General features: G+C 62.6%; 22 protein-coding genes and 2 tRNA genes. 11 read left to right on the forward strand and 13 right to left on the reverse strand.

Translation table 11 applies throughout. The features are described 5' to 3' along the window. Window positions 1–33: 33 nt before the first annotated feature. The 3 genes from FJ548_RS06260 to FJ548_RS06270 all read right to left on the reverse strand — a co-directional run bounded on the left by FJ548_RS06260 (window position 34) and on the right by FJ548_RS06270 (window position 3842). Entirely contained in the window at window positions 34–951 is a 918-nt protein-coding gene (locus FJ548_RS06260) for a carbohydrate ABC transporter permease (protein ID WP_140609475.1), read from the reverse strand. Window positions 952–962: 11 nt separating this feature from the next. Further along, window positions 963–2084, reverse strand: a complete 1122-nt coding sequence (locus FJ548_RS06265) for a sugar ABC transporter permease (RefSeq protein WP_140609473.1) — start codon at window positions 2082–2084, stop codon at window positions 963–965. A gap of 90 nt (window positions 2085–2174) precedes the next feature. Continuing rightward, window positions 2175–3842 (reverse strand): sugar ABC transporter substrate-binding protein, encoded by a 1668-nt coding sequence (locus tag FJ548_RS06270; RefSeq protein ID WP_140777341.1) that lies wholly within the window; start codon window positions 3840–3842, stop codon window positions 2175–2177. A 293-nt stretch (window positions 3843–4135) separates the two neighbouring features. Between FJ548_RS06270 and ugpC the strand changes: the two genes are divergently transcribed. From ugpC to rbsK, 3 genes are read left to right on the forward strand one after another with little or no spacing between them, the layout of a single operon-like run. Then, window positions 4136–5185 (forward strand): sn-glycerol-3-phosphate ABC transporter ATP-binding protein UgpC, encoded by a 1050-nt coding sequence (gene ugpC, locus FJ548_RS06275; RefSeq protein WP_140692568.1) that lies wholly within the window; start codon window positions 4136–4138, stop codon window positions 5183–5185. 27 nt (window positions 5186–5212) lie between these two features. Then, window positions 5213–5665, forward strand: coding sequence for an RbsD/FucU family protein (locus FJ548_RS06280; protein ID WP_140692565.1), 453 nt, complete (start codon window positions 5213–5215; stop codon window positions 5663–5665). Window positions 5666–5669: 4 nt separating this feature from the next. Then, the gene (gene rbsK / locus FJ548_RS06285) at window positions 5670–6608 is read left to right on the forward strand and encodes a ribokinase (protein ID WP_140692562.1); all 939 of its coding nucleotides are present in this window, start codon (window positions 5670–5672) and stop codon (window positions 6606–6608) included. 9 nt (window positions 6609–6617) lie between these two features. Here rbsK and FJ548_RS06290 read toward each other — a convergent pair. After that, window positions 6618–6693: transfer RNA gene (locus FJ548_RS06290), tRNA-Val, on the reverse strand. A gap of 216 nt (window positions 6694–6909) precedes the next feature. Between FJ548_RS06290 and FJ548_RS06295 the strand changes: the two genes are divergently transcribed. After that, window positions 6910–6986 (forward strand) — tRNA-Asp (locus FJ548_RS06295). Between the two features lie 136 nt (window positions 6987–7122). Here the strand turns inward: FJ548_RS06295 and FJ548_RS06300 are convergent. From FJ548_RS06300 to FJ548_RS06325, 6 genes are all read right to left on the reverse strand, one after another. After that, entirely contained in the window at window positions 7123–7893 is a 771-nt protein-coding gene (locus tag FJ548_RS06300) for an SDR family oxidoreductase (protein WP_140777343.1), read from the reverse strand. Between the two features lie 13 nt (window positions 7894–7906). Next, entirely contained in the window at window positions 7907–8902 is a 996-nt protein-coding gene (locus tag FJ548_RS06305; RefSeq protein WP_140777345.1) for an ABC transporter permease, read from the reverse strand. A gap of 110 nt (window positions 8903–9012) precedes the next feature. After that, window positions 9013–10053, reverse strand: coding sequence for a sugar ABC transporter substrate-binding protein (locus FJ548_RS06310; RefSeq protein ID WP_140777347.1), 1041 nt, complete (start codon window positions 10051–10053; stop codon window positions 9013–9015). Window positions 10054–10092: 39 nt separating this feature from the next. Continuing rightward, a complete protein-coding gene (locus FJ548_RS06315; RefSeq protein WP_140777349.1) occupies window positions 10093–10857 on the reverse strand; it encodes an ATP-binding cassette domain-containing protein in 765 nt (254 codons plus the stop codon). Then, window positions 10854–12020 carry an ROK family transcriptional regulator gene (locus FJ548_RS06320; RefSeq protein WP_140766651.1) on the reverse strand — a complete coding sequence of 389 codons (1167 nt, stop codon included), beginning with the start codon at window positions 12018–12020 and terminating at the stop codon, window positions 10854–10856. The genes FJ548_RS06315 and FJ548_RS06320 overlap by 4 nt, the downstream gene beginning before the upstream one ends. 271 nt (window positions 12021–12291) lie before the next feature. After that, window positions 12292–13596 carry a M23 family metallopeptidase gene (locus FJ548_RS06325; protein WP_140777351.1) on the reverse strand — a complete coding sequence of 435 codons (1305 nt, stop codon included), beginning with the start codon at window positions 13594–13596 and terminating at the stop codon, window positions 12292–12294. Window positions 13597–13888: 292 nt separating this feature from the next. Here FJ548_RS06325 and FJ548_RS06330 point away from each other — a divergent pair, with 292 nt between their 5' ends. Then, window positions 13889–14896, forward strand: a complete 1008-nt coding sequence (locus FJ548_RS06330) for a sterol desaturase family protein (protein ID WP_181168723.1) — start codon at window positions 13889–13891, stop codon at window positions 14894–14896. After that, the gene (locus FJ548_RS06335) at window positions 14893–16038 is read left to right on the forward strand and encodes a GNAT family N-acetyltransferase (RefSeq protein ID WP_140777353.1); all 1146 of its coding nucleotides are present in this window, start codon (window positions 14893–14895) and stop codon (window positions 16036–16038) included. The genes FJ548_RS06330 and FJ548_RS06335 overlap by 4 nt, the downstream gene beginning before the upstream one ends. A 32-nt stretch (window positions 16039–16070) precedes the next feature. Here the strand turns inward: FJ548_RS06335 and FJ548_RS06340 are convergent, their stop codons facing one another. Further along, window positions 16071–16538, reverse strand: coding sequence for a peroxiredoxin (locus FJ548_RS06340; protein WP_140766654.1), 468 nt, complete (start codon window positions 16536–16538; stop codon window positions 16071–16073). 95 nt (window positions 16539–16633) lie between these two features. On the opposite strand from FJ548_RS06340, the gene FJ548_RS06345 reads away from it, so the two are divergent. Next, window positions 16634–20020 carry a DUF3971 domain-containing protein gene (locus tag FJ548_RS06345; RefSeq protein WP_140777355.1) on the forward strand — a complete coding sequence of 1129 codons (3387 nt, stop codon included), beginning with the start codon at window positions 16634–16636 and terminating at the stop codon, window positions 20018–20020. 6 nt (window positions 20021–20026) lie between these two features. On the opposite strand, the gene tyrS is transcribed toward FJ548_RS06345, so the two are convergent. Next, a complete protein-coding gene (gene tyrS, locus FJ548_RS06350; RefSeq protein WP_140766656.1) occupies window positions 20027–21280 on the reverse strand; it encodes a tyrosine--tRNA ligase in 1254 nt (417 codons plus the stop codon). A 369-nt stretch (window positions 21281–21649) separates the two neighbouring features. Here tyrS and FJ548_RS06355 point away from each other — a divergent pair, with 369 nt between their 5' ends. The 4 genes from FJ548_RS06355 to FJ548_RS06370 all read left to right on the forward strand — a co-directional run bounded on the left by FJ548_RS06355 (window position 21650) and on the right by FJ548_RS06370 (window position 25246). Next, window positions 21650–22384, forward strand: a complete 735-nt coding sequence (locus FJ548_RS06355; RefSeq protein WP_140609441.1) for a glycosyltransferase family 2 protein — start codon at window positions 21650–21652, stop codon at window positions 22382–22384. Next, window positions 22377–22709, forward strand: coding sequence for a lipid-A-disaccharide synthase N-terminal domain-containing protein (locus tag FJ548_RS06360; RefSeq protein WP_140609439.1), 333 nt, complete (start codon window positions 22377–22379; stop codon window positions 22707–22709). The genes FJ548_RS06355 and FJ548_RS06360 overlap by 8 nt, the downstream gene beginning before the upstream one ends. 40 nt (window positions 22710–22749) lie before the next feature. After that, window positions 22750–24399, forward strand: a complete 1650-nt coding sequence (locus tag FJ548_RS06365; protein ID WP_181165581.1) for a glycosyltransferase family 39 protein — start codon at window positions 22750–22752, stop codon at window positions 24397–24399. A 190-nt stretch (window positions 24400–24589) separates the two neighbouring features. After that, complete coding sequence (locus FJ548_RS06370; RefSeq protein ID WP_246678570.1) at window positions 24590–25246, forward strand: phosphatase PAP2 family protein; 657 nt, start codon at window positions 24590–24592, stop codon at window positions 25244–25246. 113 nt (window positions 25247–25359) lie between these two features. Here FJ548_RS06370 and FJ548_RS06375 read toward each other — a convergent pair whose 3' ends face one another. Next, on the reverse strand, window positions 25360–26034 hold the full coding sequence (locus tag FJ548_RS06375) for an alpha/beta hydrolase (protein WP_027042409.1): 675 nt from the start codon (window positions 26032–26034) through the stop codon (window positions 25360–25362). Window positions 26035–26066: the final 32 nt, after the last annotated feature.

The following is a 26066-nucleotide window of genomic DNA, read 5'->3' on the forward strand; positions in this document are numbered from 1 at the left end:
GGCGATGGATTTGTCAGGATCGCTCCTTGGCCGTCACTTCACGGCTCCTGCCGTCATGCCCATGATCAGATAGCGTTCCAGCGCGATGCCGATGACCGCCAGCGGCGCGATGGCCGCGGTGGCAAGGGCCGCCATCGACCACCAGTTGATGCCTTGCGAGCCGGTCTGGCTCGCCACCATCACCGGGATGGTCTTGGCATCGGTCGAGGTCAAAAGGGCGGCGAAGAAATACTCGTTCCAGCACAGCACCATCGCCAGGATGAAGGCGGCGACCATGCCCGGCAGCGCGATCGGCATGACGATGCGCAAGAATGCGCCCCAGATCGACAGGCCATCGACGAGTGCTGCTTCCTCCAGTTCGACCGGTATCGAGTTGAACTGGTCGCGCATGATCCAGATGACGATCGGCAGCACCATCAGCGTGTAGAGCAGGATCAGCCCGACGCGCGTGTCTAGCAGGCCGACCTCCCGGTAGAGGACCAGGAAGGGCAGGGCGAGCACCACAGGCGGCAGGATCAACTGCGACAGGAAGAAGAACGAGATATCCTCGTTCTTGAACCAGGCGAAGCGATAGCGGTAGCGCGTGAGGCCGTAGGCGGCGAGGCTGCCGATGATGATGGCGAGGCTCGACGCGCCAACCGAGGTGATGACCGAATTCATGAAGCGCTTGAAGAATTCGTCACGCACCGTGGAGGTCTGGGAAATCGAATCCGGCGACAGGCCAAGCGATCGCCAACCCTTCCAGTCCGGCTGGAAGTCTATGAAGGGGATGAGATGCCCTTGCGTGACGTCGACCGCCGATTTGAACGAGGTCGTTATCGTCCAGTAGATCGGGAACAGGCAGATGAAGGCCCAGAACACCAGCGCGCCGTAGATGAAGACGCGGCTGGTGATGAAGCTCGCCGGAGAGCGGATTTCGGAGGCGGTATAGTCGGTGGTCTGAACGCTCATGATCCGGCCACTCAGTTGACGTTGCGCACGAAGCGGTTGGCAAGCTTCAAGAGCCAGGTCACGAACACGACGATGATGACGAGATAGGCCATCGCCAGCATGGTGCCGTAGCCGACATTCGAGCGGTCGCGGTATTCGCGGTAGATGAAGCTCGATACGGAATCGGTCGCACCGCCCGGGCCGCCCGACGTCACCGTGATGATGATGTCGGCAAGCTTCAGCTTGAAGATGATGCGCAGGATCACCGCCGTCACCGACACCGGCAGCATCAGCGGGAAGGTGACCTGCCAGAAGGTCTGCCATGCGGTCGCGCCGTCGACGCGCGCCGCCTCGAGCACCTCGCGCGACATTGCCTGCAGGCCGGCGAGCAGCATGATCATCATGAACGGAATGAAGGTCCAGGCATCAAGCAGCATGATCGAGATGCGCGCGGTGATCGGGTCGGAAAAGAAGGCGGGATTGTCCCAGCCGAGATGGCGTGCCAGCGTTGCCGCCGGTCCGAACCGGTACTCCATGAGTGATTTGCCGATCATCCAGGACACCGCCACGGGCGACAGCATCAGCGGCATCAGGAAGACGACGCGGAAGAATTTTCGCGCCCGGATCTGCGCGTTGAGCAACAACGCCAGCCCGAAGGCGATGACATATTCGACCAGTACCGCCAGCACATAGAGCACCATGTTGAACAGCGCGTTGCGGTAGTAGGGATCGCCGAGCATCTGCCAGAAATTGTCGAGCCCGTTGAACCTGCGGCCACTGAAGGAACTGAGATTCCAGTCGGTGAGCGCTATGTAGAAACCGAACAGCGTCGGGAAGATCACCATGGCGATGGTGAAGAGCAGCGCCGGCAACAGGAACAGCGCGCGCTGGCCGTCCTCGCCACGCGTCAGAACCTGGCCGATGCCGAGTGCCACGCCCCACAACACATAGGCATAGACGACAGGACGCCACGTCTCGAAGCCGATCGTATCGATTTCGCTCTTGTAGAGGATCTGCACCACGATGGTCGCTAGCAAGCCAAACGTGGCGATTGTCATCAGCGCCCAGCCGAGACGTTTGCGGCCCGGCGGGATCAGATCATAAGGGACGGCGTCAGCCGGCCACTGGTGTGCGGTCGAAGTCTGGTCAGCCACAAATCTCGCCCGTTTTTAGAAAGTTCCGCGATGGCCGGAGGTCAGACATGGTCCGGCGGATCGCCCGCCGGACCATGGTGTGTATGGGCATTAGGCCATGCCGAGCGAAGCCTTATAAAGCTTGATCTGCTTTTCGCGGCCGATCTGGTCTGTCAGCTTTTCCCAGGCTGCGGCGATGGCATCCGCACCTTCCTGTGCCTTCATCTTGCCGGCGAAGGTGTTGGCCAAAATGTCCTCGGCGGCGCTGTAATACTGGAAGATGCCGGGGATGCGCGGCTCGATCGCCGCGTTGGGATGGTTGTAGCTATCGCCTTCCGACTTGAGGTAGGAGGTGATGAAGGCTTCGTCGTAGCCCGCGGCCACCCATTCCGGAATGTCGAAGTGCGAATTGCGGTAGGGCTGGAAGCCGGACGGATACATTGCCGTCCAGATCGACAGGTCCTTGCCGCCGAGATGGGCGGCGGCCGACCAGGCCGCCTTCTTTTTCTTTTCGTCCTTGTCGACGCGGGCCATGACATAGACGCCCCAGCCGAGATAGGCGCAGTTCGGCGAATAGTTCGGACCGCTGGCCAGCTTTTCCCATTTGCCAGTCTTGGAATTGTAGACATCGTCGGAGCCCGGCAGGATCGAGAAGCCGGTGACATCGCCGATGACCGATGAATCATTGGTCTTGACGTTCGAGCCGACGTCGCCCCACCAGGGGATCATCGAGCCCGTGCCGGCCAGGAATTGCTGGAAGGCGGTTGTGTTCGGGTCGGCGTTGATCTGGTCGGCGGGTTCGGAGGGCAGAGCGTCGATCACGTCCTGGATGGCGCGCACCCAGGCAGGGTTGTTGATCCGCGGCTTCATCGTGTCGGCGTCGAACAGCCAGGCCTTGTCGTCGGGGTGTTTGGCGTAGGCGGTGGCGCGGCTGCCCAGGAAGTAGAAACCGAAACCGCCCCATGGCTTGGGTGCATCGAGATAGCCATAGACATCCTGGCCCTTGAACTTCTTGCCCTTGAGGAACTTGGTCACGGCCTGCACCTGCTGCCAGGTTTTCGGCACGCCCCATTCGCCCTCACCGCCGCCATCCTTCCACTGCTTGGCAAGGTCCGCGTCTGCGAACACATCGGTGCGGTAATTGAAATTGTGCGTGTCGCCATCGATGGTCACGCGATACTGCTTGCCGTCCCACGTGCCGACCGGCGGCTTCAGATAGTTGACCAGATCGTCGAAATCGATCTGTTTCTTGACCCAGTCGGGCATCTCCGACGTCAGGCCCTTGCCGCAGACATCGCCTTCGAAGGGCGCGCCCATCTCGATGATGTCGAAGTCGACGGTGCCGGTGGCGATCGACTGCTGCAGGCGGGCGTTGTAATCAGCCTGCGCCAGGTCGATCCAGCTGATCTTGGCGCCCGTATAGGCCTCCCACGGCTTCAGGAAGCCGCGGAACAGCACATTGTGCAGGTTCTGGTTGTTGAGACCCATGAATGTCAGCTCGACGCCGGCGAACTCGCCTTGCTTGACATTTGCCTTGGTCGCGTCGAGGCAGAGCTCGCCGACCTTCTGGAAATCGGCATCGGTCGGCTGGCCTTTGCCAACGCCGGGAATCTGCAGGATTTTCGCACGAAGTTCGCTTGCCGCGGAGGCAGGGCGCGTCAAGGCGCCGAGCCCTGCACCGGATGCCGCCGCGATCGCCGCCATGCTGGCAGCGCCCTTCAATATGTCACGCCTGGTCGCACCAGCGCTGACCAGTTTTTCGTAAAGAGCTATTCTCATCGATTATTCCTCCCAGAATATCTGCGTGAACGGATGTAGCCAAACTTCTCAGGCATTGGAGCGCCAACGATTCTCCCGGCTCGGAAACGAAATACGCAGGCCCCCACCTGCTCGATTGAAATTCCGATTTTGCGGTTCGGGAAACCAGCGTTCGGACCAGCGCCCATCACTATTCTCACAACCAAACGCCGTGTCAACGAGAACAGGTTTTTATCTATAAGAGACCGACTTGCCCTGGCAGGTCGCGTTGGTTAGCTTCTGCGCCTACGGCCAGTGGAGCCGATGGGGGAGATATGGCTCAAGTCACAATCAGCAAAGTGGCCAAGGCATTTGGAACCGTCAAGGTTCTGCACGAAGTCAGCGTCGATATTTCGGATGGTCAGTTCGTGGTGCTGGTCGGTCCCTCGGGTTGCGGCAAGTCGACATTGCTCAGAATGGTGGCCGGGCTGGAGACCGTCTCGGGCGGCACGATCGCGATCGGCGACCGCGTCGTCAATCATCTGCCGCCGGCAAAACGCGACATCGCCATGGTGTTCCAGAACTATGCGCTCTATCCGCACAAGACTGTGGAGCAGAACATGGCGTTTGCCCTCAAATTGCGGAAAACCGATCCGGCCGTGGTCGCCGAGCGGGTCAAGCGGGCCGCCGACATCCTCGACCTCAACCCTTACCTGAAGCGCTACCCCCGGCAGCTTTCCGGCGGTCAGCGCCAGCGCGTGGCCATGGGCCGCGCCATCGTGCGCGACCCGCAGGTGTTCCTGTTCGACGAGCCGCTCTCCAATCTCGACGCCAAGCTGCGCGTGCAGATGCGCACCGAGATCAAGGAACTGCACCAGCGGCTGAAGACCACCACCATCTACGTCACCCACGACCAGATCGAGGCCATGACCATGGCCGACAAGATCGTCGTCATGCGCGATGGCCACATCGAGCAGGTCGGCGCGCCGCTGGATCTGTTCGACCGGCCGGCGAACCTGTTCGTCGCCGGCTTCATCGGCTCACCTTCGATGAACCTGCTCAAGGGCGTCATGCGCAAGGGCGGCGTCGACATTGCCGGAACGATGTTCCCGCTGGTTCCCAACAATGTCGTCGAGGAGGGGCGTGGCGTCGTCTACGGCGTGCGGCCCGAACATCTCGAAATCCACCCCGACGGCGTGCCGGCGAAGATTTCGGTGGTCGAGCCGACCGGCTCGGAGACGCTGGTGTTTCTCCGCTTCGGCGAAGGCGAGATGGTGGCGCTGTTTCGCGAGCGCCATGACTTCAGGCCCGGCGATACGTTAAAGCTCCGGCCAAGGCTGGACCACATCCATCTGTTCGACGCCGAGACCGGCACGCGTCTCTGATCTTAAACGGAGTTCACGAGGACCATCATGCTCAAAGGGATCGATCCGCTGCTCAATGCCGATGTGCTCCAGGCATTGCGGGCAATGGGCCATGGCGATGACCTGATCATCGCCGATACCAACTTCCCGTCCGATTCGGTGGCACGCCAGACGGCGCTCGGCCGGCTGCTGCGCATCGAAGCGTCGGCGGCGCAAGTGGTCAAGGCGGTGCTGTCGCTCTACCCGCTGGACACGTTCGTCGACGATTCCGCCGCCCGCATGGAGATCGTCGGCAAGCCGGACGAGATTCCGCCGGTGCAGAAAGAGGTGCAAAAGGAGATCGACGAGGCCGAGGGCAAATCCTGGCCGATGCTGCCGGTCGAGCGCTACGCCTTCTACGAGCGCGCCAAGCAGGCCTATTGCGTCATCCAGACCGGCGAGCGCCGCTTCTATGGCTGCTTCGCCTTCCGCAAGGGCGTTGTGCCGCCGGATGCGGAGTAGCGGCATGGCTTCGGGCACGCCGATCATCATCCTCGGTGTCTTTGTCGCCGACACCGCCTATCGCGCCGATCGCCAGCCCCGCATGGGCGAAACGATCCTCGGCAACTCCTTCAAGCTTGGGCCGGGCGGTAAGGGATCGAACCAGGCCGTGGCTGCCGGCAAGCTCGGCGCCGACATCACCTTTCTGACAAGGCTTGGTGTCGATGCCTTCGCCGACATGGCCAGGCGGACCTGGAAGGATGCCGGTGTGAAAAGCGCCGTCATCGACACGCCGGACAGCTACACGGGCGCCGCCTACATCTTCGTCGAGGAGGGAAGCGGCAACAACGCCATCATCGTCAGCCCTGGCGCCGCCATGTTGATCTCGCCCGGTGACATCGAGGCCAATGCCGCCCTGGTCGGTGGCTCCGGCGTTTTTGTCACCCAGCTCGAACAGCCGATCGATGCCGCGATGCGGGCACTGGAGATCGCGCGCGGGGCAGGGGTGACGACCATCCTCAATCCCGCCCCCGCCGCCAAGCTTCCCGACAGCATCTATGCGCTCTGCGACTATCTCACGCCCAACGAGACAGAGACCGAGGAACTGACCGGAATGAAGGTCTCCTCGGTCGACGACGCCCGCGCCGCCGCCGGAAAGCTGCTCGAAAAAGGTGTCGGCACGGTCATCGTCACGCTGGGCGACAAGGGCGCGTTGCTGCACACGAAGAATCGCTCCGAGCACATCCTGGCGATCAACGCAGGTCCAGTGGTCGAAACCACGGGGGCGGGGGACGCCTTCAACGGTGGCCTTGCCGCCGCGCTGTCGCGAGGCGTGGAGCCGCTGGAAGCGGTGCGATTCGCCTGTGCCGTCGCCGGCATTTCGGTGACGCGACCCGGCACGGCGCCGTCGATGCCGGCACTGCAGGAGGTCGAGGCGCTGCTGGCGAAGGTTAAAGAAGTTTGAAGGCTTGAATGGTGGGCGATGACGGGCTCGAACCGCCGACATCTTCGGTGTAAACGAAGCGCTCTACCAACTGAGCTAATCGCCCGCTCCGGGCCGGACCTTTAAGCGGTCGGGACCGGCTTCGCAAGGCCAAATGACATTCAACGCCCTGATCGCAGGCCGTATTTGCGAACAAAACGCCGGCTGTCAAAAAACCTTCTCCAGTTTGCTGTTATGATGGTTTGGTGCGCTTGACACCCGGTGGCGAACCCCTTATCCAGCGCCCCAACGACGAACACGGCTGACACGTGCTCGTCAATGCGCGGGTGTAGCTCAGTTGGTTAGAGTGCCGGCCTGTCACGCCGGAGGTCGCGGGTTCGAGCCCCGTCACTCGCGCCATTTCTCCTAGGGGTAACAAGCCCTTGGCTTGGGAGAAATGTCGACGTTGAATGTCAGGAACTTTCCATGAAAGTTCGGCTCAGGTTCTCTCTGAGGCCAGTTGCTTTCTCATAAATCCTCCATAAACTTACACCGATCATGGCGGCGCCATCCGAAAATCCTTACCCTCCGGCAACAGCTGCCCGCCATCGACGACAATGGTCGTGCCGGTGATGTAGCTGGCATCGTCCGAGGCGAGGAACAGGAAGGCATTGGCGACGTCGCGCGGGCTGCCGAGCCGACCGAGCGGGATGGAATCCTCCATGTTCTTGATATAGGCGGCGCCACGGTGCTGCTGGATGGCTTCGGTGAGGATGTTCCCCGGTTCGACGCCGTTGACGGTGATGCCGTAGCCGGAGAATTCGAGCGCGGCGGCGCGGATGAAGCCGTTGATTCCTGCCTTGCTGGCCGAATAGTGACCATGGCCTGGACTGGTGACATGCGGGCCGGTGATCGATGAGGTGTAGAGCATGCGGCCGAAGCGCTGCGCCTTCATCGGCACCAGGGCCGCGCGGCTGGCATTGAAGGTGCCGCGCAAATTGACGGCCATGACGCGGTCCCAGTCGTCGGCGCTGGTGTTTTCGATCAACTGCCAGGGATAGATGCCGGCATTCTGGACGATGATGTCAAGGCGGCCGTGGCGCTCCAGCGCCAGAGCCACGGCCGCCTCGGCATCGCGCATTTGCGAGATATCGGTGCGGACGAAAGGGGCTCCGAGCTCATTCGCCGTCGCTTGCCCGGCCTCGGTCTCGGTGTCGGCGAGCACCAGCCTTGCCCCTTCTTCGGCGAAGCGCAGCGCGATACCCTTGCCGATGCCGCGCGCGCTGCCGATGATCAGCGCCACCTTGTCTTTCAGTCGTCCGGTCATGCGAGCCGTCCTGTCATGCCAGTCTTTGGCGAATGGTTTGCTTGAATGCGTCGAGCAGCACGGCGGCAAGCACCAATAGGCCGTGGATGACCTGGGTGAAGTTGGCCGGCAGTCCCATCAGATTGATAGCGGTGTTGATGGCCGAGAGCAGAAGCACGCCGGCATAGACGCCGGGCAGGGTGCCGACGCCGCCTTTCAGGCTGACGCCGCCGATGACGACCGCGGCAAAGGCATTGAACAACAGGCCAACGCCAAGATTGGCGGTGGCGCCCGAGGTGCGGATCGCCAGCAGCCAGCCGGCGAGCCCGGCGATGGCGCCGGCGAGCACGAAGGCGATGATGAGGTTGCGATTCACCCGGATGCCGGCGCGGAAGGTAGCGGTTTCGTTGCCGCCGATCATCACCAGGTGCCGACCGAAGGGCGTCTTGGCCATGATCAGCGAGAAGACGACGAAACAGGCAATGGCGATCCAGGCGGTGAGCGGCAGGCCGATCAGCCGCTGGATACCGAACCAGCGGATGGAAGGCGCCAGATCCTGCGCCGAGCGGCCGCCCGAAATGACCAGCACCAGGCCGCGCACCCAGATGTAGGACGCCAGCGTGATGATGAAGGCGCTCATCTTGACCTTGACGACGAGCAACCCGTTGAAGGCGCCGATGAGGCCGCCGACGGCCAGCGCCAGTAGCAGCGACACCGGAACCATCAGCCATTCCGGGTGCAATTGAATGCCAAGGCCGATGCCCGATGAGCAGAACAGGATGCCAACCACCATGGCGCTGAGCGCGGCAACAGATTCGACCGACAGATCCATATGGCCGGCGATGATGACCAGCGCCAGTCCGATCGACATGACGCCCAGCACGCTCGAGGCTTCGATGATATTGGCGAAGATGCCGAGTTGGAAATAGTTCGGGACGAAGATGGAAAACACCACCAGCACGAAGACCAGCATGAACCAGACAAGGTTGTCGAGGACGAACTCCAGGGCATGGCGTGTGCGGGGGTTCATGGCATGATCCGGCTGGCGGCATGGCCCCAAATTTCAATCGGGACCGTGCACGGATTGAAGTTGCGGGGAGGTGCTCCGGGCCGTTGACCCGGAGCGTTTCGTCATCTCACCTATTCGACGGCCTTGACGGTATCCGTCGGCGCCTTCTGGTTGCCCCAGAAGGCCGGATTGTCGACGTTTTCCTTGGTGATGGCGGCACCCGGGATCTTGATGTTCGGTCCCCAGGCTTCCTTGGTCACGACCGACTTCAGCCCGAGAACGTCATAGTCGCCGGGCTTGATCTCCTGCTTGTTGGCGACCTTGTCCATGAACATGGCGACCGCCGCCGCCTGCGCGTAGAGCGGCTGCTCGACTTCGACGTTGAGCCAGCCCTTGCGGATCAGGTCGAGGCCGACCGGCGCGCCGTTCGAGCTCATCAGCATGACGTCGCCGGGCTTCTTGCCGGCGGCCTCGAGCGAGGCGACGGCGGCGACCGATAGATGCGCGGCGTGGCTGAAGATCAGGTCGATGTCGGGATTGGCCAGCATCTGGTCGGCGACGATGGTTCCGGCATTGCTCGCCTCCCACTGCATGGCCGGGAGCGAGATGATCTTGACGTCCGGGAACGCCTTCATCTTCTCCTCAAAGCCCTTCTGGATGTCGAGCGTATAGGGATCGCCGGGATCGCCGAGCACCTGCAGGACCTTGCCCTTCACCGATCCGTTCTTCGCCTTCAGCAGCTTCTCGGCCTGGTCGGCGGCGATATGGCCGATCTCGACGGTGCCCGCCACCGAGGTGAAGTCGGAAGGCGTCGACGTGATCTGGCGGTCGAACTCGACCACCGGGATGCCGGCGGCGCGCGCCGCCTCGATGGATGGCTTCAGCGCGTTGAAATCGACGGCGGCCAGAATGATCGCCTTCGGCTTCAGTGCGATGACGTCGTTCATCTGCGACTGCTGCGCGTCGGTCTTGTTGTCGGCGTTCAGCGTTTTCATCTCATAGCCGACCTGTTTCAGGAACAGTTCCAGCGCGGTCACGGAGCCGGTCTGGAATTCATCCAGCAAAGTCGGCACCAAATAGTAGACGGTACCCTTGGACTGGGCGAATGCCGGCGTGAGCGTGGCAAAGGCCAGTGCCAGGATACCGAAGACAGCAAGAAGTATTCTCTTCATGTCATTGGCTCCCTGTTAAGCCGGACCCCTCTTTATCCCTCAGCCTGTCGGTCCGGCACCGGCAAGCGTCTCCCCGGTGATCATGTTGATCACCGCATCGGGACTTGTTTTGTTTCTGGCGACATCGCCGGCCACGACACCTTGCCGGATCACCACGATCCGGTCGGCGACCTGAAAGGCTTGCTGCATGATATGGGTGATGATGACGACTCCGATGCCCTGGCTCGCCACCTGGCGGATCATGTCGAGGCCGCGCCGCGTCTGCTCGACGCCAAGGGCGGCGAAGGGCTCGTCGAGCAGCACCAGCTTGCCACCCCAGTGCACGAACCGGTTGAGCTCGATGGCCTGCCGCTGGCCGCCCGAGAGATGCTCGACATTGGTGCGCAATGATGGAATGCGGGTGCCGGCGCTGGCCAGCGCCTTCCCGACGACGGCCTCCATGGCACGCTCGTCGAGCACGGGAATGCCAAGCACCTTCCTGGTGATCTCGCGGCCCATGAAGAAATTCGCCACCACATCGACATTGGTGCACAGCGACAGATCCTGGTAGACGGTCTCGATGCCCGCCGTCTTGGCTTCCGCCGGGGACCTTGCAAGAAACTCCTTGCCCTCGAACAGCATGCGGCCCGAGGTCGGCTCCAGTCCGCCTGATATGATCTTGACCAGCGTCGATTTGCCGGCGCCATTGTCGCCGAGCAGCGCCACCACTTCGCCTTTGCCGATGGAAAAGCTGATCCCCTTCAGCGCTTCGATCGCGCCATAATTCTTGGTGACGTTGTCGAGCACCAGCAGGGGTTCGCTCATGCCGCGATCTCCTTTGCTGTCAGAAGATCGCGACCGCGTTCTCGCTCGGCCGCGAACATCTGGCCGAAGCGGGGGGAAAGCACTCCGGAAACCGCGAGGGCGGCGGCGCCGCGCAGCACCGAATGTTGACCGCCGCGCGCGACCATGACCCGCGGCGTCGTCCGGTCCTTGCGCGCGGAAACGGAGTTGTGCAGGCCGTTGGTGGAACCAGCCAGCCGCTCGAGCAGATCCGTGGACGCCAGCCCGCCGAGGATAACCGTTTCAGGGTCGAACAGGTTCTCGATGATGGCAATGGCATTGTGAAAGATCGGCGCGACATGCGCGACCCAATCGGCCTCGCTGCCGTTCCAGCGCCGGAGCGCCTCGAGCGAGAGGTATCGTTCGAGGCAACCCCGGTTGCCGCAGGGGCAAGCCTCGCCACCGGGAACGACCGGGATATGGCCGATCTCGCCGGCATTTCCCCAGGCGCCGCGCAGCGCGCCGCCGTCATGGACCATGACGCCGCCAAGGCCGACGCCGAAATAGAGGTAGTAATATTCGGAGAATTGAGCGCCGAGCCCGTAGAGACGCTCGCCCATCGCGGCAGCCGCCATGTCGGTCTCAAAGAAGGCCGGCAGCCCGGTCGAGGCCGCCAGCCGCTCGCGCAGCGCCACGTCCTTCCAGCCGGTCATGGTGGTCGGGCCGACAAAACTCATGGATTCCACACCGAACGGCCCAGGCAGCGCCATGCCGACCCCCAGAACCCGTCCGCCGACCCGCAATCTGGTCAATTCGACCACCATTGCGCCGATCAGGTCGAAGGCATGGTCCGGCGTCACATTGGGGGCTTCGCGGTAGGTGCTTTCGACCACGTCGCCGCTCAAGTTGGTCAGAGCGGCATCGATGCCGAGCGGCGTCAGGTGGATGCCGACGGCATAGCCACCTTCCGGGTTGATGCGCAGCGTCGCCGGAGGCAGCCCGCGTCCCTTGGGCTCCTCGCGCAGGGACAGGATATAGCCCTGTTCCTCCAGTTCGCGAACGATGGTCGACACCGTCTGGACGGTGAGGCCGACATGTGTGGCGATGTCGCCACGCGCAATGGGACCGTGCCGGCGGATGGACTCCAGCACGATGCGCCGGTTGTAAGGCCGCCCGAACTCCTGATTGGTCCCCCGCAATGCCATGCTTGCGCCCTCGGTTGACGCAAGGTTCGCACCAAAGATTTATTCAGTCAAATGGAATTCAAAAATAGTTCGATCGCAACACCGATGAAATGCATGTTCACCGGGGCGCGGTCGCAGTGAGGGTTGACGATACTGGCATGGTCGTGGGGCCAGTCGTCCGTCGGTCGGTCGAAACGGAGGCCGCATGGATGAGGAGTAGCCGGCTCGCCGGATTGGCCGCGGAGCGGGGCAGACTGTTCTGAATTCCCAGGCGGACGAACAGACCAGCGCCTCAGAGAAACTGTGCGACCTTCTTGCCGACTGTGAGAAAGCGCAGAGGATCGATCGCCTCGCCATTGTGGCGGACTTCATAGTGCAGGTGCGGGCCGGTCGAGCGGCCGCTGCTGCCCGTCTTGCCGATGATGGCGCCTGCGTCAAGTTTCTGGCCTACGCTGACGTCGATTTCGCTCAGATGCCCGTAACGGGTCGCAAAACCGTTGCCGTGATCGACTTCCACCATGCGGCCATAACCGCCGTTCCAGCCGGCCTTGGTGACGACACCGGGCGCGGTGACCCGGGCGACCATGCCGATGGGCGCCCTGAAATCCATGCCCGAATGCAGCGCGGCGGTGCCGAGGATGGGATCGGTGCGCACTCCGAACGGGCTGGTGACGGAATGGCCGGGAGCGGGATTGGCAAGCGGCAGCTGGCGCGCTTCCTTCTTGAGATGATCAAGCGTGTCCAGCGCTTCGTCCAGTTCTTTGACCTTGCTGTCGAACATCATTGAACTGTCGAGCGGGATCAGCGGTCCGCCGACATCGCTTTCGTTCTTGCCGAAATCGTTGTCGACCGGCAGTCCGGCCGCCTGCAGCGCCTGCTGGATGGCATCGGCGCTTTTATAGGCATTGTCCGCGAGCGTGCTGATGCGGGTGAGTTGGTCGTTCTCGATGGATTTCAGCGACTGGTTGATCGAGACGAACAGCTTGTCGGCACGATCGGCGGCTGAATCGCTGGGCAGCGGATCGGTGCGGGTCGACCACAGGGAGAACGGCCTCGTATCGGCAGCGCCCAGGTCGGCGCTCAGGCTGGCGACCGCATAATTCCGCGCCGGCTGGTTGATGCTGCCGGTCACCTCGGCGCGCTTGTCAGTCTTGGCAGCCGTTGCCGGATCCTCGGCGGGCACCGCTCCGACCTCGTTCTCGGCGCGTTCGAGCAGCGGACCGAGACGGCCGTGACGCTGGCTGAGCTGCGTCTGGCGTTCAAGCAGTTCGCTGACCTTGGTCTCCATCAATTGCTGGTCGAGAAGCTGCCGGCTGGTGATGCGGTCGACCTGCGCACGAAGCGCCGAAATGCGGTCTTCGTAGGCTTGCTGCATGCGCGCCTGGCGCGCGGTGGTGGCGCCGATCAGGTCGTCGCGCAGCACGAGATAGGACGTGGCCAGGAGGTAACCGATGGCGATGGCGGCCAGCGCGGAACCGATGAATGCCGCGAGCCAGGGTCGGATCGTGAAGTGCCTGATCTCATTGCCCCGGGCGATGATGACCGTGTGCGGTTCCTTGCGCTTGCCGAACATTGCGGACTGACCGGTTGCGTTCACGGGACCAAGCTTTCGTCTACGACACCACGACAGCTGGATTACACATTATTAGGGTTAACAAAGGCTTGCCGGATCGAATGCGTGGCAACGAATGCACGCCGCGCGGGCGGAAGGTTGCATGAAGACCGCCAACTTGAGGCTCCGGTGTCGCGAAATCCTGGCGATCGGCACCAATGTGCTGGCAGGAAGAAGCGACTGTCGCTCGCGCGATAGGGGTTAGTTTCTTAACTGTTTTCGATTGCTTTTAGTTCACGGTTTTCGAGTAAAAGCGTGCCGGGATTTGGGATTCATCATGGCGGTGGGAATACTGAGCGATCTGGTTGGCAAGATCCTCGACAGGATTTCGGGCACTGGTCTGCTGGCGACGGGGCTTTTGCTGCTGACTGCCTTGGTCAGTGCGCTCGTGGCCTATTGGCGCACGGTCGAGAATAAGAGCTGGAAGGAGTTTTTCGAGTTCGTCATCCCGCACGAGGTCATCACCCATCCCTCGGCGAAGGCCGATCTGCTTTTCTGGGTGACGAAGAAGGCCCTGATGCCCTTCCTGATGCTGCCTGCCGGCATTGTCTTCGTCACTGCGGTTGGCTACGCAACCAACTGGCTGTTTTCGACACTCTTCCAATTCCAGCCGCCTCTGGTCGAGGGGCCGGCGGGGCCGGTGACGGTGCTGATCTTCACCATCACCATGCTGCTTGCCTATGACATTTCCTATTATCTCTATCACGTTGCCCAGCATCGCTATCCGCTGCTTTGGGAGTTGCACAAGGTGCATCACTCGGCCGAGGTGATGGTCGGGATCACCAAGGACCGGGTCCACCCGCTCGACGAGCTGATGAATCGGGCTTGGGACGGCCTCATCGTGGGAGTCTGCTTCGGCATCTGGTCGCTGATCTCGCTGAACCTTGTCGAACTGACCGTCTTTGGCGTGAACGTCTATGTCATGCGCAACATCCTGATGATGGATTTCGTAAGGCACACGCATTTCAAGATCTCGTTCGGCCCGCTCAACAATGTGATCCTGTGTCCTCATTGGCACCAGTTGCATCACAGCACCGATCCACGCCACTACGACAAGAATTTCGGCCTGCTGTTCTCGTTCTGGGACCGGCTGTTCGGAACATTGTACGTGCCGAAGCCCGACGAGGACTTCAAGTTCGGACTGATCGACCGCGATGTGCGCGATTATCAGTCGCTCGCAGGCCTCTATGTCATGCCGCTGAAGCGGATGTGGAGGCATATCGCCAGGCGCATGCGCCCTGGAAAACCACGGACCTCACGATCATCGGAAGGGACACGGCCATGAACGCTCCTCCTTTCGTGCTCGCCATCCCGCCGACACGCACCTTCGAAGTCGTAACATCGGCGGAGCGGCTGGCCGAGATCACGCCGGCCTGGAGCGCACTTTGGCGGCGCGTCGGCGGGCTGGTCTTCCAGCACCCAGAATGGATCGCGGCCTGGTGGCGCACGACCCCGCACCAGGAACTGCGCACGCTCAGGATCGGACTGGCCTGGAACGGCGACCGGCTCGATGGCGTGATTGCGCTTGCCACTTTCAAGCGCTCCGGCATCCGCATCCTCGAATGGGCGGCGAAGGATCACAGCGACTATGGCGACGCGCTGTTTGCTCCCGACAACGACCCGCAAGCGCTCTCCCGGCTCTGGCAGTATGTTCTTGATCAGGGTGGCTTCGACCTGATCTATCTCAACCGTCTGCTGCCGGATGCCAGTGTTCGTGCTCTGCTGAACCCGGCCTCGCGCCATGGCAATGCGCTACGGCCCAACCACCGCAGCGAAATCAGCTACCGTGTCGCCGGTCCCTGGCAGGGTGGGGTGAAATGGTTCGAGACGCTGTCCAAGAAGGCCCGGCAAAACTACCGTCGTGGCCGCAAGTTCATGGGGGAAGGCGGCGAATTGTGTTTCCGCCTGCTGGATGCGGACGAGCCGCGCGAGCCTGTGCTCGCGCGGGTTGCGGCGCTGAAGCGCCTCTGGCTCGCCCGGCATGGCCGCGTCTCGGACCTGTTCGATGAGGGCTCGCCCGTTCTCGCCGCGCTTGTTTCCGTGCTGGCCGAACTCGGGCTGTTGCGCATCTTCGTGCTGGAGCTTGACGGCACGATTATCGCCGTCTCCATCAATTTCCAGCAGCACGGCACGATGATGGCTTTCGTCACCACCTACGATCCCGAATACGAGCGCGCCTCGCCGGGTATGGTGCTGATGATTGACTATATCCAGTGGTCGCTCGACCGCGGCTTGGCCAAGGTTGACTTTCTCTGCGGCGGCGAGGACTTCAAGCGCCGCTTCGCCACGCAATCAGTCACGCTATGGTCGATGATGGGCGCGCGCGGTCTGCGCGGCCATCTCGCCGCGCTCGCCGATCATGCGAACCATGTTGCGAAATCCTGGCGGCCGCAGCGGCAGCCGAAGGCGGAAACACCCGACGAGTAAGGCCGGCTCGTGTGAACGTGGCATCGCCGCGCTCAAAGGGCGCGAACCGCCGCGAGCACTTCCTCGGCATGGTCCTTGACCCGGACCTTGCGCCAGATCCGGGCGATCCGGCCGTCGCGGCCGATCAGGAACGTCGCGCGCTCGACGCCCATGTATTTGCGGCCATACATCGATTTTTCGACCCACAGATGGTAGGCCTCGATCACCTTGCGCTCCTCGTCGGCGGCGAGGTCGATGGTGAGGTTGTATTTCGACTTGAACTTGTCGTGCTTCCTGACGGGGTCGGGCGACAGGCCGATCACGACGGCGCCGGCCTTCTCGAATTCCGGTTTCAGCTGTGAAAAGCTGATTGCTTCCTGCGTGCAACTCGTCGTGTCGTCCTGCGGATAGAAATAGAGCACCACCGGCTTGCCGGCGGATGCGGCAAGGCTGAGCGAGCCGCCACCATCCCGCGGCAGGTCGAATTGCGGCGCAAGATCACCCACGTCGAGGTCAGCCATACCGATGCCCTTGTTTGAGGTTACGCGCGAAGCCACACCGATATAGTGTCGACCGGGGATTCGTCCACGAGCGAATTCGTACAACGGAAGATTGCGTGGATCAGGAGCAACCGCAGCACGAAAAGATCAGGTTCCGGCGGGATGAAATCACCGACCTGGGGGCCATGCCGTCCGCGTGCCGCGTTCCGCCGCTCGGCCAGGCGTCGATCGGCCGCGGCTTCCGCATCCTTTCGCGCGTGTTCGCCGGCGTGGTCGCGCTCATGCTGCTGGCTGCGGTGGGCGTTTATCTCATAGGCCTTTCCGGCATCGGGGCAGACCGGCTGCGCATCGAGGCGGAGAGCGCCATCGAGAGGCTGGCGGGCGTCGATGTCCATGTCGCGATCGGGCCTGCTCGCATCACGCTCGACGGTTCGAGCTTCATCGCTCTCCAGGTGAGCGATGTCAGCCTGAAGACCAGCGACGGCAACGCCATGGCCGACGCGGGACGCGTGCGCTTCGGCGTTCGCCTTGTGCCGCTGCTATGGGGTGAGGTGCGGCTGACCAGCGCCAGGATCTCCGATGCGCGCATCGTCACGGCGGCGATGCCGTCGGGCGGCGACTGGACCGCTGAATTGCGCAATGGCGATGGGCTGATCGACCCGGAAAAACTGTCCGACGCTGTGTTCGGCAACATCGGCAATGCACTCGATGCGGTGCGCGAGGAATCGATGCATCGCATCGATCTTCACAATGTCGAATTCGTCTTGCCCGAGGCTGGTACGATCAAGTCGATCAAGGTGGCCGACGCCACCGTCGTTCAATCCGGGGCTGGCGGTATCGAGCTGTCGTCGCAGGTGGATCTGGACGGCAAGGCGGTGACCATTGCCGCATCCGCGGCACGCGATGCGATGACCAGGCGCGTAACGGCACTGGATGCCACGATCGGGATTGCCGGCGACGGCAACGAAGTCGCGGCGGCGGGTGGTGGCAAGCTGGGCGCGCTCACTCTGAAGCTCAAGGGAGCGCAAGGGGCGGGCGACACCGCCGCGCGGCTGAAGGCGTCCCTGTCGTCCACCGGCTCGGTGCTCGATCTGGGCCCGCGCGGGCTGCTGCCGGCCGCTCTCGATGTCGATGCTACGCTTGTCCACGGCAGCAACAAGATTCAGGTCGACCGGCTGTTGCTCAAGACCGGTCGCTCGACCTTCGATTTCGCCGGCTCGATCGGGCCTAAGCCCTCGACTGGCGCCGCGGGCGAGGAGCCAGCCTACCGCTATGACCTGACCAGTGACGGCTCTACACTGGCGCCTTCGGAATCACCCGAGCCCGCACTGACCTTCCTCGCCCGCATCGCCGGCGTCTATCAGACGAAAAGCCACAAATTGGTGGCCGAACAGATCGCCGTCCGGTCCGCCGCTTCCAGCGAGGTGCTCGGCACCGCGGCCGTGGAATTCGTCGACGGCAAGGCTCCCGGAATCAATCTGGCGCTCAACATCCACGATATGCCGGTCTCTCACGTCAAACAGCTTTGGCCGTGGTTTTCGGCGCGCAATGCGCGGCTCTGGGTGCTGGACAATCTGTTCGGCGGCCGCGTCGTCAATGCCAACCTCCAGTTCCAGGTCGTGCCGGATCGCCTGGGCAACGGCGTGCCGCTTTCGGCGGATGAGGTGTTCGGCCGCTTCCAGATCGAAGGGTCGCGCTTCGACACGGCCGGCCGCATTCCGCCGATACGCGATGCGGTGGGCGTCGTCGGCTTCCACGGCAATGATGTCGATATCGCGCTCTCTTCGGGCACCGTCTTCATGCCCAGCGGCCGCACCGTGGCGGCGCGCAACGGCACGCTGACGATCAAGGCGGCGAACCGCCCGCCGGTCATCGGCGCACTCGACATCGACGTTGCCGGCGATGCATCCGCTGTCGCCGAACTTGCCTCCTACGAACCGATCAATGCCATGCGCCATGTCGGCTTGCTGCCCGAAGACCTCTCCGGCGGCGTCACCGGTCATGTCAGGGCGGATATCCCGTTGCAATTCGGCGTCGACACCTCGAAGCTCGATTGGCTGGTGTCGCTCGACTACACCGGCCTGTCTCTGGCCAAGCCGTTCGAGGGGCAGACCGTGACGGCTGCCGACGGCTCGATCACGGTCGACCCGGAAAAGGCTGTCATTTCCGCCAAGGCGTCGCTGAACGGCATTCCGGCCGAACTCGATCTCGTCGAGCCGCTGGCGGATGATGGGCCGGCGCGCAGCCGCAAGGTGGCCCTGGTGCTCGACGACAAGGTCCGGGCCGCCGCCATGCCCGGCCTGACGCCGCTGCTCGGCGGAACAGTGAAGGTCGCGATCGACAAGAGCGGCAGCGGCAACCAGAACGTCTCGGCCGACCTGACCAACGCCAGGCTGGACATTCCCTGGGCCGGCTGGAGCAAGGGGGCAGGGGTTCCCGCCAACGTCACCTTCGTCATGACCAAATCCGGCGACACCACGACGCTGTCCGACTTCAACCTCGACGGCAAGACATTCTCCATCGACGGCGGCATCGTGTTGGTCAACGGCGCCCTGTCATCGGCAAAATTCAGCAAGGTCACCTTGAACAGGGGCGACGATGTCGCGGTTTCGGTGAAGCGATCGGGCAAGGGCTATGCGGTCAACATCAGCGGCAACGCCCTGGACGCCCGCTCGCTGATCAAGCAGTTCACCTCGGATGTGGATACGGCCACCAAGACCACTGGCGCTGACGCCATTTCGGTCAGCGCCGATGTCGATCTACTCACCGGGTTCCACGACGAGCAATTGTCCAACCTGAAGCTCGACTACAGCGCGGCCGGTTCGAGGGTGAACGGCCTCAAGGTCAGCGCCACGGCGAGTTCAGGCGCCGCCATAGCGGTCAGCAACACGACCGGCGACGGCCGGCGCGCGCTCAACGTGCAATCGGCGGACGCCGGCGCGATCCTCAGGTTCCTCAACATCTACGAGCATATGGAAGGTGGCTCGATCACGCTGGCGCTGACGGGGGCCAGCGACGGGCCGATGAAGGGCAAGGTCGACACCACCAACTTCTTCGTCGTCAACGAACCGAAACTGGCCTCCATCGTCTCGACTACGCCGGCAGGCGACAGCCGCAGCCTTAACCAGGCGGTCAAGGGCTCTCTCGACACCTCGCGGGTCAAGTTCGAGCGCGGTTATGCCGAGATCGAGAAAGGCAGCGGCTATCTGAAGCTGGCCAACGGCGTGCTGCGCGGCCCGCGCATCGGCACGACGTTCCAGGGCATCCTTTATGACCAGAACAACAATATGGACATGACCGGCACCTTCATGCCGGTCTATGGCCTCAACCGCATCTTTGGCGAACTGCCCATCGTCGGCGCGCTTCTGGGCAACGGCCGCGACCGCGGCCTGATCGGCGTCACCTACCGGCTGAGGGGCAACGCCAACAAGCCGGTGCTCGACGTCAATCCGTTGTCGGTGATCGCGCCAGGCATATTCAGGTCGATCTTCGAATATCGGTGAGGGGCCTCAGACTGGCCGCACCAGGACGTGTTTTTTCCTGCCCAGTGAAAGCTTTACTACGTTTTCCGGACTCAAATCCTGAAGCGTGACCATGCGGCGATCATCGCTGACCGACTGATCGTTCAGGCGCACGGCGCCACCCTGGATGTGCCGCCGCGCCTCGCCATTGGACGAAGCCAACCCAGCCGTGACCAGCAGCGACAGGATGCCGACGCCGGCCTCCAGAGCGGCCTTGTCGGCCTCCACGGTCGGCAATGTTTCGGCGAGCGCGCCTTCCTCGAACGTCTTGCGCGCTGTCTCTCCGGCTTGTTCCGCGGCGGCGCGACCGTGCAGCAAAGCGGTGATTTCGGTGGCGAGGATTTTCTTTGCCTCATTGATCTCGGATCCACTGAGCCGCTCAAGCCGCGCGACCTCGTCCAATGGCAATGTCGTGTAGAGTTTCAGGAAACGGGCAACGTCGGCATCCTCGGTGTTGCGCCAGTACTGCCAGAACTCGTAGGCGCTCAGCATTTCCGCGTCGAGCCAGACCGCGCCCGAGGCCGACTTGCCCATCTTGGCGCCGGACGAGGTCGTCAGCAGCGGCGTCGTCAGCGCGTAAAGCTGCGCATCCTCCATGCGGCGGCCGAGATCGATACCGTTGATGATATTGCCCCACTGATCGGAGCCGCCCATCTGCAGGCGGCAGCCGAGACGTTTGTAGAGCTCGACGAAATCATAGGCCTGCAGGATCATGTAATTGAATTCGAGGAACGACAGCGACTGCTCGCGATCGAGCCGGAGCTTGACGGAATCGAAGGCGAGCATGCGGTTGACCGAAAAGTGCCGGCCGACGTCGCGCAGGAAATTGACGTAGTTGATCTCCATCAGCCAGTCGGCGTTGTTGATCATCACCGCGTCGTTGGGACCACTGCCGAATTTCAGGTATGGCATGAAGTTGCGGCGGATGCCGGCCAGGTTGTCGTCAATGTCCTGCGGCGTCAAAAGTTTGCGCGCCTCGTCCTTGAAGGACGGATCGCCGATCATCGAGGTGCCGCCACCCATCAGCGCGATCGGCCGATGACCGGTCTTCTGCAACCAGTGCAGCATCATGATCTGGATGAGTGAACCAGCATGCAAGCTCTTGGCGGTCGCATCGAAACCGATATAGGCCGTTACCGTCTCCGTGGCGAAAAGCTGGTCGAGACCGGCATCATCCGAGGTCTGATGGATAAAGCCGCGCTCGCTCATCGTGCGCAGGAAGTCGGATTTGAAGGCGGACATTTTTTCTTTCCCGAGAGCGTCGGCGCAATCCGGCGCGGACATATGAACGCGCGCGTTTAGCACCCAAGCGCGATCAGCAAAAGTGGAATCCGGTTTTGCGCCTGTTCGCGGCACCAGGAGTTCGTGAGCAGCAAAAAATGGAATCCGGTTTTGCTGGTGCGCCGACCCGGAGTTCCCGATCAGGAAAGCGGCAACGCGATCAACCCTTGTTGAAACGGCGTAGCGCGCCATGGGGCACGAATGCTTGCTTCATCGTTTCGGCTGGCGTAATGAGGCGCCGCGCCACAAGGTTCCTGCAACCCCACGACCTCCAACGGCACCGCATGGCATCCATCGAATGCCATACCCGACGACAGAGCCCCACGCGACATGCCGGACGCATTGATATCCATCGTCATTCCTTGCAGGAACGAGGCGGCAAACCTGCCGCTGCTGATCGACGAGATCGAGACGGCGATGACCGGGCGTGATTTCGAGCTGATCATCGTCAATGACGGTTCGACCGACGAAACCGCTGCGGTGCTTGCCGAGCAGGCGGCACGTCGGCCATTCCCGGTGCGGGAATTGCGGCACCCGAAATCCGCCGGCCAGAGTCTCTCGGTGCGTTCGGGCGCCTGGGCGGCGCGCGGCGGCATCGTCGCAACGATCGACGGCGACGGACAGAACGATCCGCAATACATTCCCGTGCTCGTCGACGCATTGCGGCAGGCCGGCCCCGATTTCGGCGCCGCGCAGGGACAGCGCCTCAAGCGCCGCGACAGCAAGGTCAAGCAACTGGCGTCGCGTTTCGCCAACTGGCTGAGAAACGCCATCCTGCATGATGAGACGCGCGACACCGGCTGCGGCCTGAAAGCGGTTCATACCGATATCTTACGCAAACTGCCGTTCTTCGACGGCACCCATCGCTTCGTTCCGGCCCTGGTTATCCAAGAGGGGTATCGCGTCGTGCATTGCGACGTCATCGATCGCTCGCGCCGGCACGGGAAATCGAACTACGGCATTTTCGATCGCGGCCTGCAAGGCGTGCTCGATCTTGGCGGCGTCTGGTGGTTGCGCCGCAGGCGTCGCAGAATGCCAAAAGTAGAGGAAATCAGGCGTGGTTAACGTGTTACAGGAACTGGTAACCTGGCTTCACCAGGTTTTCATCAAGCAATTCGACGCCTGGGTTCTGCTCGGTTTCATCGCCCAGTTCTTCTTCACCATGCGCTTCGTCGTGCAGTGGCTCGCTTCGGAAAAGGCCAAGCGCAGCGTCGTGCCGGTGGCGTTCTGGTTTTTCTCGTTGTTTGGCGGCGGTCTGCTTCTGATCTACGCCATCCAGCGCCAGGATCCGGTGTTCATCGCCGGCCAGGCCATGGGCATGTTCATCTATGTCAGAAATCTCTGGCTGATCGCCAATGAGCGCAAGGCGGCTATGACCAAGGTCGATTGAGCGGCCCGTCACTTCGAAAATCCATCACAGAGGCTAAAGCATGGCGTTGAACAGGAACTACATTCTTCTCTTCCTGTTCAGCCTGCTGATGACGATGTCGGGATTGGCATCGATGCCGCCGCTCGACCGCGACGAACCGCGCTTCGTCCAAGCCACCAAGCAGATGGTCGAGAGCGGCGACTATGTCGATATCCGCTTTCAGGATGCCTCGCGCTACCAGAAGCCGATCGGCATCTACTGGCTGCAATCGGCGGCCGTGGCACTCAGCGGGCAAGGCGCCGGGGCGCCGATCTGGATCTACCGCACGGTCTCCGCGCTTGGCATCGCCATTGCCGTGCTGGCGATTGCATGGACAGGGACCAATCTGTTTGGAGCGAGTGCCGGTATTGCCGCCGGCCTGGTGATGGCCGCGATCTTCGCCACCGCTTTCGAAGGCCGCGACGCAAAGACCGATGCGATGCTGCTGGCCTGCTGCGTGGCGGCACAAGGCGCGCTGGCGCAGATCTATCTGGCATCGCGCCGCAACGAGCCGGTTGGCGGCCATCTCTGGTGGATCTTCTGGATCGCCCAAGGGGCGGCGATCCTGATCAAGGGCCCGATCGCGCCGCTGCTGTCGGCGCTGACCATCGCGGTGCTGTTCGCCTTCGAGCGTGATGGGCGCTGGCTGTCGAAGCTCAGGGTCGGGCGCGGACTGCTGCTCGTCGTGCTGATCGCGCTGCCTTGGCTCGCCGCGATTACCTGGAAGAGCCACGGCGCCTTCCTGCAGCAGGCGGTCGGCAAGGACATGCTCGGCAAGGTCGCGTCGGGCGAGGAATCGCACGGCCTGCCGCCCGGCTTCTACATGCTGACCTATTCGCTGTTCATGTGGCCGTTCGGGTTGATCGCGGTCGGCGCCGGCCTTCAGGCCCTGAACCGTCTGCGCGACGATATCAGGCTGCGCTTTTGCCTTGCCTGGTATATTCCATTCTGGCTGGTGTTCGAACTGATCCCGACGAAGCTGCCGCATTACGTGCTGCCGGCCTATCCCGGCATGGCGCTGCTGATCGGCTGGTTGCTGACGTTGCAGCCGCAGGACGCCAATGCACCGCTCAAGCGCTGGCAGCAATGGCTGTGGTGGTCGACCGCGTTTGGTCTGGTGGTGGTCAGCCTCGGCCTTGCCGCGGTCTGCATCGGAGCGCCGATTTACCTCACCCACGCTTTCTCCTGGTGGAGCATTCCGGCGGCAGCCGCCGCGCTCGGCACCGGCTATCTCGCGTTTTCCCGGCAGCTGCAGGTGCCGCTGCCCCGCATCGGCGCCGTCGCGGCTTGTGCTGGCATCACCTATGCCTTGCTGTTCGGGGTCATCGCGCCGTCGCTGAAACCGATATGGCTGAGCCCGGCGATCAAGGCGGCGGTGCTTGCCAATAAACCTTGCGACACGACGGTGCTGGCCTCGGCGCGCTACCAGGAACCGAGCCTGGTGTTCCTGGTCGGCACGAAAACGGTGCTGACGGATGTCGGCGGCGTTGCGGAACATCTGCTTGCCGACCCTGCCTGCGCGCTGGGGCTGGCGCCGATCGGCGACGAGCAGAAACTCAATGGTATGCTGTCGGTGCGAGGCAAATCGGTGAACCGTGTCGCCGAGATCGATGGCCTCAATTATTCGTCGGGAGACAAACTGTCGCTCGGCCTTTACCGTGTCGCGCAATGACTTCGATGATGGTGTCGAGTTCCCAATGCTCGTGAAATCGCGCCTACCCTTTTCTGGCAAGCTCCTGGGGGTGGGGCGGCGGTCGGTCGACAATTTTCGCGACACGATGCGCATCGCGAAGGGCCGCTTTGCCGCTCGTCCTGCCCGATACCCAGATATAGTGTGGCCGGTTTGGGCAATTGTTTGGGTCTTGCTGACGGCTGCCGCGTTCGTTCGGCTCGACACGCTGGCGGGGCAGATTCATGGCCAGTGGTCGCCCGGCGTCGGCAGGCTCGCAGAATTCCTGACGCAGTTCGCGCTCGGTGGCTGGTACCTGATCCCGTCGGCGCTCCTGCTTGTCGCAGCCAACCTGACCGATTGGCGCAGTCTTTCGCGGCGGCGGTTGATGCTCATCTACAACTGGACCTGCCTGGCGTTTCTCGTGCTCGCCTCGGTCGGCCTGTCCGGCTTGCTGGTGAACGTCCTCAAATATGCGATCGGACGTGCCCGCCCGCTCTATTTCCAGGATTTCGGTGTTCTTGCGCTGCATCCTTTTGCCTTCGACGCCCGCTTCGCCGGATTTCCCTCCGGCCACGCCACGACGATGGGCGCCGTGTTCGGCATCCTGCTGCTCTTGTTTCCGCGGCGCTGGTATATCGCCCTGGCTGTGACGGCCTGCATCGCCTCGACCAGGGTCTTCGTCGGTGCGCACTATCCGAGCGACACGGTGGCCGGCTTCGGCCTTGGCTGCGCCTTCGCGCTTGTCTGCGGGTTGGTTTTTGCCCGCCTCGGCTTCATCTTCCGGCCGGCAGCGACGGGCCTGCCGGTCCGCAAATCGTCATTCCGGCTGGTTGCGCCAGAAAGATAGGCGGTGCCGGGCGCGTGGATGAGCGAAAAGCTTGCCTAATGTGGCCGGCACGCCCGCAAAGCAGATACCGGCGAGGCGGACATTGTCCGCCCGCCATGGCATGACCTGACGTCTTAGCGCAGCCGCTTCGGCCGAGGATCCGACAACTCGCCGGCGAGCCGCCGATCGAGATAGTCGGCACATTCCTCGATTAAAAGGTCGGCGTCATTGGCGAAGAAATGGTTGGCGCCGGGCAAGGTCTTCTGGGTGATGGTGATGCCCTTTTGCGTGTGCAGCTTGTCCACCAGGCCTTGCACATCCTTGGGCGGCGCCACCTTGTCGGCATCGCCATGGATGATCAGGCCGGATGACGGGCAGGGCGCCAGGAACGAGAAATCATAGGTGTTCGGCTGCGGCGCGATCGAGATGAAGCCTTCGATCTCGGGCCGGCGCATCAGGAGCTGCATGCCGATCCACGAACCAAACGAATAACCGGCGACCCAGCAGCTCTTGGAATCCGGATGCAGCGACTGCACCCAGTCGAGAGCGGCGGCCGCGTCAGACAATTCGCCGGTGCCGTGATCGAATTCGCCCTGGCTGCGGCCGATGCCGCGGAAATTGAAGCGCAGCGTGGTGAAATCACGCTTCTGGAACATGTAGAAGAGGTCGTAGACGATCTTGTTGTTCATCGTGCCGCCGAACTGCGGGTGCGGATGCAGGACGATGGCGATCGGCGCGCTCTTTTCCTTGGAGGGCTGGTAGCGTCCCTCCAGACGGCCGGCCGGACCGGTGAAAATGACCTCAGGCATGAAATACTCCACTTGGTATACGAATGCGCGGC

Source organism: Mesorhizobium sp. B2-4-17 (assembly GCF_006441275.1).
Taxonomy (GTDB): domain Bacteria; phylum Pseudomonadota; class Alphaproteobacteria; order Rhizobiales; family Rhizobiaceae; genus Mesorhizobium.

What these genes read in the sequence shown, in the direction of transcription:
- FJ548_RS06315 (WP_140777349.1), bottom strand. Translation starts at nt 10,857, where the DNA reads ATGAGCGAACCCCTGCTGGTGCTCGACAACGTCACCAAGAATTATGGC.
- tyrS (WP_140766656.1), bottom strand. Translation starts at nt 21,280, where the DNA reads ATGTCCGCCTTCAAATCCGACTTCCTGCGCACGATGAGCGAGCGCGGC.
- FJ548_RS06365 (WP_181165581.1), top strand. Translation starts at nt 22,750, where the DNA reads ATGGCGTTGAACAGGAACTACATTCTTCTCTTCCTGTTCAGCCTGCTG.
- FJ548_RS06320 (WP_140766651.1), bottom strand. Translation starts at nt 12,020, where the DNA reads ATGGCATTGCGGGGGACCAATCAGGAGTTCGGGCGGCCTTACAACCGG.
- FJ548_RS06305 (WP_140777345.1), bottom strand. Translation starts at nt 8,902, where the DNA reads ATGAACCCCCGCACACGCCATGCCCTGGAGTTCGTCCTCGACAACCTT.
- FJ548_RS06375 (WP_027042409.1), bottom strand. Translation starts at nt 26,034, where the DNA reads ATGCCTGAGGTCATTTTCACCGGTCCGGCCGGCCGTCTGGAGGGACGC.
- FJ548_RS06330 (WP_181168723.1), top strand. Translation starts at nt 13,889, where the DNA reads ATGGCGGTGGGAATACTGAGCGATCTGGTTGGCAAGATCCTCGACAGG.
- FJ548_RS06355 (WP_140609441.1), top strand. Translation starts at nt 21,650, where the DNA reads ATGCCGGACGCATTGATATCCATCGTCATTCCTTGCAGGAACGAGGCG.
- FJ548_RS06300 (WP_140777343.1), bottom strand. Translation starts at nt 7,893, where the DNA reads ATGACCGGACGACTGAAAGACAAGGTGGCGCTGATCATCGGCAGCGCG.
- FJ548_RS06340 (WP_140766654.1), bottom strand. Translation starts at nt 16,538, where the DNA reads ATGGCTGACCTCGACGTGGGTGATCTTGCGCCGCAATTCGACCTGCCG.
- ugpC (WP_140692568.1), top strand. Translation starts at nt 4,136, where the DNA reads ATGGCTCAAGTCACAATCAGCAAAGTGGCCAAGGCATTTGGAACCGTC.
- FJ548_RS06310 (WP_140777347.1), bottom strand. Translation starts at nt 10,053, where the DNA reads ATGAAGAGAATACTTCTTGCTGTCTTCGGTATCCTGGCACTGGCCTTT.
- FJ548_RS06270 (WP_140777341.1), bottom strand. Translation starts at nt 3,842, where the DNA reads ATGAGAATAGCTCTTTACGAAAAACTGGTCAGCGCTGGTGCGACCAGG.
- FJ548_RS06335 (WP_140777353.1), top strand. Translation starts at nt 14,893, where the DNA reads ATGAACGCTCCTCCTTTCGTGCTCGCCATCCCGCCGACACGCACCTTC.
- FJ548_RS06260 (WP_140609475.1), bottom strand. Translation starts at nt 951, where the DNA reads ATGAGCGTTCAGACCACCGACTATACCGCCTCCGAAATCCGCTCTCCG.
- rbsK (WP_140692562.1), top strand. Translation starts at nt 5,670, where the DNA reads ATGGCTTCGGGCACGCCGATCATCATCCTCGGTGTCTTTGTCGCCGAC.
- FJ548_RS06280 (WP_140692565.1), top strand. Translation starts at nt 5,213, where the DNA reads ATGCTCAAAGGGATCGATCCGCTGCTCAATGCCGATGTGCTCCAGGCA.